General features: G+C 36.8%; 8 protein-coding genes. 2 read left to right on the top strand and 6 right to left on the bottom strand.

The annotated features are described in order from the left end of the window. Positions 1-625 precede the first annotated feature (625 nt). Entirely contained in the window at positions 626-2,029 is a 1,404-nt protein-coding gene (locus MHH82_RS05340) for a helix-turn-helix domain-containing protein (RefSeq protein ID WP_340964026.1), read from the top strand. A gap of 337 nt (positions 2,030-2,366) precedes the next feature. On the opposite strand, the gene MHH82_RS05335 is transcribed toward MHH82_RS05340, so the two are convergent. Next, the gene (locus MHH82_RS05335) at positions 2,367-3,446 is read right to left on the bottom strand and encodes an endonuclease NucS domain-containing protein (protein ID WP_340964023.1); all 1,080 of its coding nucleotides are present in this window, start codon (positions 3,444-3,446) and stop codon (positions 2,367-2,369) included. Between the two features lie 169 nt (positions 3,447-3,615). On the opposite strand from MHH82_RS05335, the gene MHH82_RS05330 reads away from it, so the two are divergent. Further along, positions 3,616-4,404 carry a hypothetical protein gene (locus tag MHH82_RS05330; RefSeq protein ID WP_340964021.1) on the top strand — a complete coding sequence of 263 codons (789 nt, stop codon included), beginning with the start codon at positions 3,616-3,618 and terminating at the stop codon, positions 4,402-4,404. Between the two features lie 89 nt (positions 4,405-4,493). On the opposite strand, the gene MHH82_RS05325 is transcribed toward MHH82_RS05330, so the two are convergent. From MHH82_RS05325 to MHH82_RS05305, 5 genes are all read right to left on the bottom strand, one after another. Further along, positions 4,494-4,715: a hypothetical protein gene (locus MHH82_RS05325; protein ID WP_340964018.1), complete on the bottom strand. Its 222-nt coding sequence runs from the start codon at positions 4,713-4,715 to the stop codon at positions 4,494-4,496. 773 nt (positions 4,716-5,488) lie between these two features. Then, positions 5,489-8,587 carry a type I restriction endonuclease subunit R gene (locus MHH82_RS05320; RefSeq protein ID WP_340964015.1) on the bottom strand — a complete coding sequence of 1,033 codons (3,099 nt, stop codon included), beginning with the start codon at positions 8,585-8,587 and terminating at the stop codon, positions 5,489-5,491. Between the two features lie 13 nt (positions 8,588-8,600). Continuing rightward, a complete protein-coding gene (locus MHH82_RS05315) occupies positions 8,601-9,752 on the bottom strand; it encodes an AAA family ATPase (protein WP_340964013.1) in 1,152 nt (383 codons plus the stop codon). Position 9,753: 1 nt separating this feature from the next. Then, a complete protein-coding gene (locus tag MHH82_RS05310) occupies positions 9,754-11,010 on the bottom strand; it encodes a restriction endonuclease subunit S (protein WP_340964010.1) in 1,257 nt (418 codons plus the stop codon). Continuing rightward, positions 11,007-12,554, bottom strand: coding sequence for a type I restriction-modification system subunit M (locus MHH82_RS05305; protein ID WP_340964008.1), 1,548 nt, complete (start codon positions 12,552-12,554; stop codon positions 11,007-11,009). Before MHH82_RS05305 ends, MHH82_RS05310 begins: the two co-directional genes overlap by 4 nt. Between the last annotated feature and the right edge of the window lie 333 nt (positions 12,555-12,887).

The following is a 12,887-nucleotide window of genomic DNA, read 5'->3' as shown; positions in this document are numbered from 1 at the left end:
CCAATGTTACAACAACTTTAGGTTGAATAATCCCCTCAATGAGAGGTTTAAGAAATAAGGACACGCAATTACGAAACCACGATCCTCTCACTTTACCAGCTAGCCCACCTTCTGTTTTCACACACAAGATAGCGTTGGAAAAAATAAATCGTCATGTTTGTTTTTAGCGTTACTTTCATTAATATCCACACCAGCAATATTTAACTATCATGGACAATCCATCTGTAAAATCCATTCCCTAACGTTTTACTAAACAAATATAAACAAGCAAATAGTAAATTAAAAACAGTAAAAGCCCAGTGTATCCCCATTCATCTCGTCCCATGTCTCGAAAGCTGAAATCCAGATTTCATCCACCTGTCCGTCTAGAAACTGCATCGTTTCCCAATTAGGCTACTTATCACCGCCTGTTATTAGATTAGAGTCATATAGGGCAGCAAGATCGTAAAAAAGTGCTGCATTAAACCTTCTTTCCTATCCTTCAAAGTTACGTGTAGCAACACTAACAGAAGCAGTTCTACATCAAGTCCCAATAAAGTTATTGACCAATGGTGTATTTATGCATTAAATTACTTATATACGTCATTTTCCTGAATATGGAATATGAATCTGGAGGGGGATATCTTTGTTACCGACAGACACAACGATAAGTACGGAACTATTACGATACCTGAAGAAGGAAAACCTCAGCATTTCCGCGTTTGCAAATAAATCAAGGATTAATTCAGGAACACTGAGCCGATTCATCAAAGGGCAACAGCCCCTTTCCGTCTCCAACCTTGATTTAGTTACTGAAGCTATGAATTTGGAAGAGGGATATTTTTATTCCTTATATGCGTATGAATGCATGATTCAGTCATCCCCTAATTGGAGACGACTTGGCCCATTTATCATGCGCTGTGCCGAACTAGATAAACTCAAATGCTTAGATCAGCTTGTTGGAATGATGATGGATAATTTAACGTATTCTTCTTTGCTCTTTGATACCGCAGAAGCCCTATACCATAAGGGAAATCGAGAAGCGGCCCTGATCATTTACAAAAAGGTTGCCGAGAGTGAAAAATACCAACATGCCGAGCGATTGGGTATGTGTCAATACAGAATATTTACTTGCTCTTTAAACTCGGATCAGGAACATAACCTGGACTGCACAATACAGTTTGAAAACTATGTCAAACGGCTCCCTGATGCAGTGCAATTAGATGCACTAAAAGATTTAGCTAACACGTTATTATCTTTACGTAAATGGAATAAGGCGAAATACTATATTCAGGAGATGGGACGTATCTCCAGAGTACTATATTCTCAAAAACATAAACAAGCCAGACCTAGCAATAGACTTAAACGACCAGCCAAGCCTTTGTTCGGCTATATTTTATACTCTGATTTGCTGTTAGGTTCGATAGCAGCTGAAAACGATGACTATGATCAAGCACTTTATTATGTATCCTGTTACGAGGATCAAAGCTGGGTTAAAGAATCAGATGAAGCTGCCGAAATAACCAAAGAACAATTTCGGGAATGGGCTAAAGGAAACCGTTATTTATATGAACTAATGAAAGGTAATACAGATGTGCTAGAACCGTATATCGATTATCTCTCCTCCCGTGAAAACGAAATACTAAAAGCTTTGTTTAAAATCATTCAGGCTGCTAATATGTATCATTTTGAAATCGATCAATATCTCGATAAATTCGAAAAATTGATCTTAAACCATCTCAAACGCGGGGGAGGAGTCGGAAGTTATACAGAATATATAATAGATGACCGTTTTGCCAATTTTCTTACCGATCTCGGAAAGTATTACATATGGAAGGATAACATTCAAAAAGGATCGAAATATATATTGGAGAGTTTGGAAATCTCATATAAAATTAATAGTACAGCTAACATCGTGAGATGCTGCACAACGATTGAGCATATCCGACATAAGTTAAGTCATTTAGATCTCCAAAAATACGCCGCCATAATGAAGGAGGTTTATTATCAAAATGAAAAAAAAGTTAGTGGTGTTTTCACTCATCCTTAGCTTCACTGGAACTTTGGTATTACCGGGTAGCCTAAATATAACCGATCCATCAAAGCCTATTCCTACCATCCCGATGTCTACCACAAACAGCCATGGTGAGGGTGGCTGGTGATTAGTTAAAAGTGCTCGCTTACTCACCGCCTTCGGCAAAGCGACTCGCACGGAATAGCTCATACAAGATGACCTAAGCAATCAATTCCCATGATCGACCGATTGAATATAAGTGATGATGAAGAGCCGAGGCTAATGATTTTTGTCTAGCCTTGGCTCCCTATGTTAAGTCGTCGATTTAGATGGAGGTATCAATACCTCACAATCTCTAGATGAATATCCCCTACTATTCTTCATCTATTTGAAAATAGTGAGTGAGACGTTCAATAGTAAACTGGTTTCTCAATTTACATGCTGAGTTCTGATTTGCGAACATCCCTTTTTCCCAGATTGCTTCATGCTTCGGAAGCGTCTTAATCCAATCCACGCGCACCACGTACTCGCAGAGATCAGGATCATCGACATCCTTATCCATGTTGACATGTAAGCCCGCTTCGAGAAGCGGTATATTCTTCCCATCAACCACCACCTGAAAATCCTTGATTGGCACCACTTCATCTTCAACAACCCCCACACCGACATACCCTACTTTAGGAATACACGCAAAGATCCGAGCACCAGGCTTAAGGAGATTCAGTGTATTGCTGTACCACCTTCCTTGCCCAGCTGAAATGAAGCCGTATCGTCTGCAATCCTCCCAGTTTCGATGAATTCCGTCTCCCAACGAAACGTAATAGTCTTTTCCGTTCCAAGGAGCCTTTCCTGTCTTTTTGGACGTCACGCTGGAAGCTTTCGCTTCCACTTGGTTGGGATCAATGAGCCAGTTCCTAGCTAAATACTCGTTATCTCCATCTTTGAAGTAATGGAAGAAGAGGGCATTCACAGGTACACCGAAGGTCGTCAAGTAATTAATAATCCGTTCAGTGGACGGATCCAGCTCAGCTGATACGATAATTAATTCATGCAGCTCATTTAAGGCATCAGGAAAATCAGTCTTGAAATGATCTACAAACTCTTGCTCCAGCTGCTTTCCTGGATTTTTATCACTATAAATACGAATGATATCCGTGTAATCTAGCTGTTGGACCCAGGAGCCATAATCCAGCGTTTGCGCAACAACTTCACGAGGCGTCTTGTTACGCTTAAGCTCAATTACAACCAAATTACCTTCGGCATTCATTGCTAAGATGTCAATAAATTTACCGAACGCCGTACTGATCTGCCTGCCGATAAGCATCAAGGAAGGGTCAATAATGCTAATATCATCGGCGATGACATCCTCGAGCTTACGCTCCGTTTCTATACTTGAAAAATGGATTTTCTCCACCTTTTCATTGATTTTCCACACTCCTAGTTCGATGGGCATATGAGCTGGCTCCTTTTTCGTATTACAAGATTACATCACTAAAGACCATTGGCGGTACAAGATAAATAAAACACTTCCCAAATATTATCGATTAAATATAATAGATAATATTGCCAATACCTATTGGATAATAATACCTACATATTATCAGAAAGGACTAAATCAAGAAATGAAAAAACTAGCAATACGAATCGCATTTATTTTTATCCTTGCAGTGACATCTGCCTGTGGGAAAACAAGTGACCAGTTAAATACGTCCCAAGTAGTACAGAGCAAGGAAGAACAGCCTCAGGTACACAAGAACAAGGGAGATGATGATTTAAATATCCCACCTAACAACGAAGAAACAACAACGACTTCACACAATAGTCAGCAAGAAGCTACATTGAATAATGTTGAGACACAACCAGATCATGTAGTCCTAGATATTCCGACGTCCGACTCTTTAATTCGTTCTCCTGAAGGAAAGAATTTATCTCAAGTTGAGTGGAAGCCTGGTGCGCCCGATGTGACTTTGCCTATAAGATTTGGTACAACGGAAGCTGAATTAGTTTTAGGACTAGATCACCCTAACGGGACTAAGGCTGTGATGATCTTCCCTTCTACTTCTGTGGGTTGGCAACTTGACTTGTCTGGTGATATGGGAGTATTCGACGAATACGGGGAATTACAGGAGGGTTATAAAATTCAAGCGGCTCTCCATGATTTTGATCAAGATGGCATAAACGAATTAATCGTCACAGCTGGCGACTCAATAATTGATTTAAGCATTTGGGTTTATTCCTTTACAACCGTCGGGGACTTGCAGAAAATCAATCCAATCAAGCAGGAATTATCAATTACTGGCCAGAGGTACATAGAGCTTGATGGTGATGAAATCATTGCCCCTTATGGATCTCAAGGATTATTCAATTTTTATAAATATGTGGATAAGGTGTTTATGCAGCCCGTTTACTAAGGTCGTTGTCTACTTTTAAGTTTAACCTCCCTCATTAAAATTGCCGCTTTCCACTTTCTTAAGTGGTCCAGCGGCAATTAGTTTATTAACTATTTTTTCGCCTTCCCCACACTCCCCGCCTTATCCACATGCTCAGCCCGAATCTTCGGATCAGTGATGTTGGCTTCTTTCAAAGTTTGATAGATCTTCTGAATATCCGACTCTGTTAGAACGGGTTCCGTCTCGGCTTGAATTCGGTTCATTTTTCGCTGAATATATTCGGATAGTTCAACATCGTACACGATGAGCTCATCCGATTGGATTTTTCTCAATTCTGGGTCCACGCTAAATCGGCAACGCTTCGTGAATGAAACGAGAGATATATACCGGATCTTTTGGTAGTCGGGGAGACGTATTTACACCTTTTGGGGAGCTGCTCTAGCTGAATGTTAATCTTATGCTCTCCCAGCTCTCCGATTCGCGTTGGCTGAACTTTAGGCTTAGATTTGCTGCTAGATGTCTTGGTTTTACTAGGTTGGGTAGGCTTCTTATCCGGAGTATCTGATTTGAATATCGACATTAATTTCTTTAGCATGAGAGGGCTCCGTTCTATAGGTTTATATTACTCAGCCGGTCCGTTTCTTCTTTTTCCAGGCATTGAACTTGTTCTCGAGTGCGATCCCGTTTATTAATTGAATGTTTAATCGTTCAGAGTCTCTTCTGGCGTCCTAGGTGAAATTACTTGTCGTTCCAATCCAGGCATCATAACATCCATGGACTTGCTTTCCCGCTTTTAACCTAAGAACAGTATTATCTCGGACACTTTGCTTCCAACGCCACATAGTACTGCTATTTATAGCTCTCTTTCCCTGAAGAATTAGATCAACCTCGGTCACTCTTATCACCCATACGATCAACAGAATACCCTTGAATCTTTGTAATACAACTACATTAGTCATCATACTTAGCTTCTCTATCGTTCCAGTTTATATTTCTCAGTTCCTTTGTCCAACCCTTAGAGAATTCCAACAATCTGCCGTGTATTTGAGTTACTAATATTTGAATTCTGCCATTTCTCTACATTGTACTTTCTATTTTAGCTTTATTAAATCTTTCCACCTACTCCCTTGAACTTATCTACGAAGGCTGAGATTTTCTGAAAAACGCTCTGCTTTTTTGTTAAATACTGAGGATTAAGAGGACTCATTTTAGGAAGAACTTCATTAAGCTCCGTTCCATTTTCGCTGGCAAATTCCCTTTTTAATGAAGTTAAAATATATCTTTTCGCAGCCTCTTCATTAAGTTGTTCAGTATTAATTAACTCTTCTGCTTCACTTTTTTGCTCAGATTGAGCAAATGAGAAGAAGGCATCAATAATACTTGCTTTATCTTGAATACTATCTAAATCAGCTTGATTGATAAAATCAACTACTAAGCTTTCTTTAGCGCGGTTTCCTACACTAGAACGAATTAAGCGACGAACTTCTTCAACCAAGGATGCTTTATCTTTTACTTTTTTGTTATGCTCAAAGATAAGTTCAAGAATGTAATCTAAATTGATCTCTTGGGATTTTAAAAGATCTACTTCAAAAACAACATCATCCCAATCAATTGAGGAACTATCTTTTTCTTTTCCAGTTTTTTCACGACGAAGCCAATCGCGAATATCATTATATGTAGAACGATAATCTTGAATAGCTCTTTCTTCTAACACTTGAATCTCTTGCATAACAGCTATATCTTCATCCGTTACATAGTGAGTAGACTTAAAATCATCTAAAGCTTTAGGGTCAGTCAGATCAACTGTTTGTAAAGCTCTTAAACCTGAAAATTCATCATAGTTCTGTAGGATATTTTCAATACGCAAATATTCCCCAAAAAGTTTAGCAAATTCTTTCTTATCCCTTTCAGTAACAATCTCATCAACATTAGGATAATGTTCCTTTAATTCTTTTACTACGTCTACATAACCACGACGGGTTTCACCCGTTGCCACATCAGTGAATCCTTCCATATACTCTTTGTAGCTTTTTTCCAGCACAACATTTTTAGTGTTTTTATCTCCAAAACGAGTAATCGCGTCTATGGTTGCTTGTTCTAAATCTCTAAAAGTAACAATATTCCCAAATGTTTTGGTGGAATCATAAATACGATTTGTTCTCGAATAAGCTTGTATTAAACCATGATACCTAAGATTTTTATCAACAAATAAAGTATTTAAAGTAGGTGCATCAAAACCAGTTAAAAACATTCCAACAACAATTAACAAATCAATCTCTTTGTCTTTTACTCGTTTAGCAAGGTCACGATAATAATTTTGAAACTCTTTACTTTCTACACCATAATTGGTTTTAAACATCGCATTGTAGTCTTTGATGGCTGAACTTAAAAACTCTTTTGCACTACTATCCATTGCTGAAGGTTCAAAAGTTTCATCAAGAATTTCACCTATCGCAGTTTGCTCTTCATTAGCAGCAAAGGAGAAGATTGTAGCAATCTTAAGGGGGTTATTGCTTCCTAGTTGTAATTTATTTAATGATTCATAGTAAAGTTTGGCTGCGTCAACATTACTCACAGCAAACATGGCATTAAATCCTTTTCCATTCGCGTTTAGACGATGGGTTTTTACTCTAAAATTATTAAGAATATATTGAGAAATTTCTTTGATGCGTTCAGGATGCAGTAGTGCTTCTTTATTTTCTGCTGCCGATAGCTTTTTCTCGTCCTGTTCTTTTTCGATCCTTTTGAACTTGGGACGTACATCGTTATAATCTACTTTGAACTTTAAAACCTTTTCATCTCTAATGGCATCCGTAATGACATAAGAGTGTACCTCTCGACCAAAGACAGAAGCAGTCGTTTCAGAACCTAGCGCATTTTCCGGGAAAATAGGCGTGCCTGTAAATCCAAATTGATAGAACTTTTTAAACTTTTTTTTGATATTTTTTTGAGCTTCACCAAATTGTGAACGGTGCGCTTCATCAAAAATAAATATCACCTGCTTATTATATATAGGTAACTCTGTTTCGCTTTTCATTAGGTTATTAAGTTTTTGAATCGTCGTCACAATAATTTTATTATCATCTTTTTCTATGTTACGTTTTAATCCTGCGGTACTTTCAGAACCATTAACACTATCAGGCGAAAAACGCTGATACTCTTTCATCGTCTGAAAGTCCAGGTCTTTCCGATCTACAACAAAAAAAACTTTATCGATAAAATCCAGTTCAGTAGCCAAGCGAGCTGCTTTAAAACTCGTAAGCGTTTTTCCCGAACCTGTTGTATGCCAAATATATCCGCCGCTTTCAATGGTACTCCATTTTTTTGCTTGGTATGCACTCTTAATTTTCCATAATATTCTTTCTACCGCGGCAATTTGATAAGGTCGCATAACCAGCAGGTTGTAGCTAACATCAAAAACGGAATATTTCAGTAGTACATTCAATAAAGTATCTTTCTGAAAAAATGTAGCTGTGAAATCTTTTAGATCTTTAATTAGGATATTATCCGATTTTGCCCAATTCATAGTGAAATCAAAACTATTCTTATCACGTTTAGTCGTATTTGCAAAATAACGGCTATCTGTTCCATTAGATATTACAAAAATTTGCAAATATTTAAAGAGAGAGTTTTCTGAATTGAAGCTCTCTTTACTGTATCGATGAACCTGATTAAAGGCTTCACGAATCGCAGTGCCACGCTTTTTAAGCTCCACTTGTACTAAAGGTAAGCCATTGACTAAAATGGTAACATCATATCGATTAGCTTGCGTTCCTTTTTGTTCAAATTGCGAAATGACCTGCACTTTATTGTGAGCAATATTGTTCTTATCTACCAGGTAGATGTTCTGAATATGCCCATCATCAAAGACAAAATCATAAATATAATCGTTATGAATTTTACGGGTTTTATCAATGTGGTTGTCACTCGGTTTATCTAAAAATTGCTCACAGAATCTAATCCATTCAGCATCTGAAAGTTGCACATTATTAAGATTTTGCAGCTGCACACGCGCATTAGCAAGCATCTGTTCAGGAGAGGTTAAATTAGGCAAATGCTCATAGCCAAGATTAACTAAATCTTGAATGAGTTCTCGTTCTAAATTAGCTTCCGTTTGATAACCAACCCCTTGTTCTGCAATCTTAGTATATTTATCCAAAACTATATAGTTATTCGATTCTGCGATTGGTTTGTAGTCGCTCATTAATTTCCCCCCCTTAATTAATCTTTTTAAACCTGTATATTTCATTAATCTCACTAATAAGATGTCTTAAAACATTTTTGTCATCGTTTGTTAGCTCAACAATTTCTTCAGCTGAATGCTTTGAATGACTGGATAAGTTTAGAATCCTGTTTTCATATGCCACACGACTTCCTTTAACAGGCAATAACAAGTCTTTCCAATGAGAATAACCTAAGAAAGTGGAGGTTTTCTCCAAAACATTTCGAAGAAAGTTAAAATGATATTTATATATGCGCTCAGATTCAATAGCTTTTTCGATTTCATTTATAAGAAAAAGATGATAGGAAAACGGAGAATCATTAGGCTGTTCTATTAGTTCATAAATGCCCTCTTCTTTCTTTTCTAATCTATGCTTTTTAAAGTGTTTATTGTTGTAACCTGTACTTTTATTAGGATTATTAAATTCATTACATAGCACATTATAAAAAAGAGGATTATGTGTGGTTATAATGAATTTAAGGTCTGTTAATGCACCTGATTTTATTAATTCTGCTAAATTTACTGCTATTTCAATCAAGTGGTTATCGTCTAATGAACTTACAGGGTCATCTATAAATACATATTCAAGCTGATCAAATTGATCTGTTTCTCTATCACTTGGTTCAGCTTCATTTAATACTTCAATAACTTGTTCAAGTAGAGAATAAAAAACACACCATACAAAGCTACTCTCTTCTCCTTTTGAAGTCTTGATATAATGTGAGTGTTCATTATTGCCACGCTCATATGAGAAGGTTACTTCCGTAAATTCTTTATTAAAATTTGGAGTTAATTTTTCATCGGTATAATGTTGAAAATTAGTAATAATATTTCTATCTTGTCCCTGCTCTTCAAAAATCCATCTTGTAAAAGAATTAGGATGGACTTTAAGTTTTGGTTCAGTATCATTTTCCAAGTCATTATCCCAATAAAATAAATCTTCTGTAAAAGCATTGTAATAAAGGATCTTTTTACTAACCACTTCTAATTCCTCAAACTCCGTATCACCATTTACTTTCGGTGCCACTAACGATTTGAATTCCCGTGAAAGCCTAGTTTTACCAGTTCCATTAAAAGCATAAATCAGCTGAACTTTTTTATTATTGTCTTTTAACTGCTGTGCAATATCAATTAATGAAACCCCCATATTACTCCTCTACCTCCTCTTTAGGAAAGCTAAGAAGCATATTGCGGTAATATTCGTATTGCTTTTGACGCAATTCTATTTCACGAGTTAAACCCTCGGTAATTGAGGATGTTAAGGCGTCGAATTTGTCAAGGATAGAGACGATGCGGGCTTGTTCCACAAGAGATTTGTCTGGGTTGTCTGGATACGGAACTGGGATTTTGACTTCTCTTATTGCATTGGCATTAAATTGGGGCTGTCCACCACCTGACACCAATTTGTTAGCTTGATGCCAAAAAAGTTCGCTTTGAGAGTAGTGCCAATAATATTTAGGGTTTATGATTTTCTTATCAAAACTAAGTCTGATCAAAAAGCCGGCGAAAATAGCAGGGTAATCTTCTTCAAAAATCATTGTTTTACCAAAGGTTGCTCCAGTGCGAGCCATTAACAAATCATTTTTTTTCAGAATAAATCTTTCGTTTTCTTCTGAAATATCAACGAACTTTGCACCTGTCGGTATAAGTTTTCCATTCATACTTATATCTGTAATCCTGATAAATCTGGCATCCCCCGAATCCTGAGCTTTTGCAGCGTAGCCATATATAAATTCACCCACGTCCCCCAACCGTTTCCATCCACCATTACCCTCTTTTAAAGTCAACAGCTTATCACGATAATACTCATATTGCTTTTTACGAGCTGAAAACTCTGCTGTAAGCGCTGCTGTAAGCTCTGTTTTAAGCTCTGTGAAGGAGTCCAATAAACGGACGATTTCTTCTTGTACTTTAAGGGGGGGAATGGGGAGTTTGAATTTTTCCAACTTATCTCCATGTACTCGAATAACCTTTGTTCCTGTTCTATTTTGCTTTTTATAATCAAAAAACATAGGGGTTTGTAGATAATAAGCTAAATACTTTGGATTTTGATTATGCTTAAAAATGTAAGTCTCTCCGCTGACACAGACCTCATCCTCACCCAGCCAAACTAGAGGCTTACAAACATCTTCAATATTTTCGCTTGTAGTTGCAATAATCAAATCGCCTTTCTGAGCTTTTCTCAACTTGGTTGCCAGTGTTGGTGAAACAAAAGATTTTGTTTCATATGCAAAATTACCGTAGTAAGTATAAATTTGACCATAGTGGATACAACCTACACCATTTTCTGTAAAATCACTTTTTTGCAGTCCACTACCTCGAATAAACTCTCCTATTTGCCCCAATGATTTCCACTCAACTTGAACTCCATCGAGGAGTTTCTTCATAAAATTCGGCTTAATCATGATTCAACCACCTCAATAAAGTCATCAATTTCAGCACGAAGTTGGTCTATCTTTGCTACAATCGTTTTTATCTCTGCATTCAGCTCATTTATATCAATGACTTCCCTTGTATCTTTTGCTTCTATATAAGAACTTACAGAAAGATTGTAACTATTTTGAACGATTTCATCGTAATCAACGGATTTTGAAACATGGTCAATATTTTCTTTACTGTCAAATATTTTCACAATTTGCTCAATGTGTTCATCTGTAAGTATGTTATTATTGGTTGCTTTTTTATAGAAATCTACTCCACTTGCATCAATAAATTGAGTTTTATTATCTGTTTTATGCTTAGAAAGAACCAAGATATTAACAGCTATAGAAGTCCCATAAAAAAGGTTAGGTGCTAATGAAATAACCGTTTCAACAAAGTTATTATCGATCAGATACTTTCTAATTTTTTGCTCTGCACCACCACGGTAGAAAATACCAGGGAAACAAACGATAGCAGCACGACCTTTACTTGAAAGGTAACTAAGCGAATGAAGTACAAAGGCAAAATCGGCTTTAGATTTTGGTGCTAATACACCTGCAGGAGCAAATCTTTCATCATTAATAAGCGTTGGATCGTCACTGCCAATCCAATTTACGGAATAAGGTGGATTAGAGACAATGGCATCAAAAGGTTTTTCATCACCAAAGTGAGGGTCTAATAGCGTATTTCCTAAAGCGATATTAAATTTATCGTAATTTATGTTGTGTAAAAACATATTCATACGAGCAAGGTTATAAGTAGTATGGTTAATCTCCTGTCCATAAAAACCATCTTCGATAATATGGGCATCAAACTGTTTCTTTGCTTGTAATAACAATGAACCTGAACCGGCTGCAGGGTCATAAATTTTATTAATGGTTGTTTGCTTGTGTATTGCTAATTGAGCAATAAGTTTAGATACACACTGCGGTGTAAAAAATTCTCCTCCAGATTTTCCAGCATTGGCAGCATAGTTAGAGATTAAAAACTCATAGGCATCACCAAAAAGGTCAATTTGGCTATCTTCAAAACCTCTAAAGTTAAGCCCCTCAACCCCTTTAATCACAGCAGCTAAACGACTGTTTTTATCCTTTACAGTATTTCCTAATCGATTGCTTGTCGTGTCAAAATCAGCGAATAATCCTTTAATATCCAATTCAGAAGGATAACCATTTGCTGAATTTTCAATAGCAGAAAATATACCAGCTAAATCAGTGTTCAAACTATCATTAGTTTTGGCCGTTTTCGCAATATTAGCAAACAACTGACTCGGATATATGAAATAACCTTTTGTTTTAATGGCATCCTCTTTGATTTCTCTCGTTATAATTTCATCAGGAAGGTCTGCATACTTGATACTTTCATCTCCCGCTTCAATATAGCTAGAAAAATTTTCGCTAATGAAACGATAAAATAGCGTTCCTAAAACATATTGTTTAAAATCCCATCCATCTACTGAGCCACGGACATCATTGGCTATTTTCCAGATTTGAGATTGTAATTCGGCGCGTTGTGCTGCACTTGACATTGTATACCTCCAATTTTCCTTCTTATACATTGATTATAGAAGCAATTCTAAATAGGTTTGAAGTTTTCCTTACATTTTTAGTTACTTGCCATACTCACACTGCTATGCGATGTTATAGCAACTTGCTCTTTTACACTTAACGGGGGAGAGGATCTCCAAATTTTTTAGTGCGATAACCGTAAAACTGGCTAGGTGAGATTCCCCTTGCCTACATATCGGGCAATTTATCGATTTTATTGCGTGTTTCTCTTGCTAGAATGAGTTAGCTCCTTCTTCCTGTATGAAACTAAATTCTATTATATCTTAGATTCAGTTAATTCGGACTATATAATA

It is taken from the genome of Bacillus sp. FSL K6-6540, assembly GCF_038007545.1.
Note: the sequence above shows the minus strand (reverse complement) of the source record. Positions and strands in the feature narration are given on the sequence as shown.

What these genes read in the sequence shown, in the direction of transcription:
- MHH82_RS05320 (WP_340964015.1), bottom strand. Translation starts at nt 8,587, where the DNA reads ATGAGCGACTACAAACCAATCGCAGAATCGAATAACTATATAGTTTTG.
- MHH82_RS05335 (WP_340964023.1), bottom strand. Translation starts at nt 3,446, where the DNA reads ATGCCCATCGAACTAGGAGTGTGGAAAATCAATGAAAAGGTGGAGAAA.
- MHH82_RS05305 (WP_340964008.1), bottom strand. Translation starts at nt 12,554, where the DNA reads ATGTCAAGTGCAGCACAACGCGCCGAATTACAATCTCAAATCTGGAAA.
- MHH82_RS05315 (WP_340964013.1), bottom strand. Translation starts at nt 9,752, where the DNA reads ATGGGGGTTTCATTAATTGATATTGCACAGCAGTTAAAAGACAATAAT.
- MHH82_RS05310 (WP_340964010.1), bottom strand. Translation starts at nt 11,010, where the DNA reads ATGATTAAGCCGAATTTTATGAAGAAACTCCTCGATGGAGTTCAAGTT.
- MHH82_RS05330 (WP_340964021.1), top strand. Translation starts at nt 3,616, where the DNA reads ATGAAAAAACTAGCAATACGAATCGCATTTATTTTTATCCTTGCAGTG.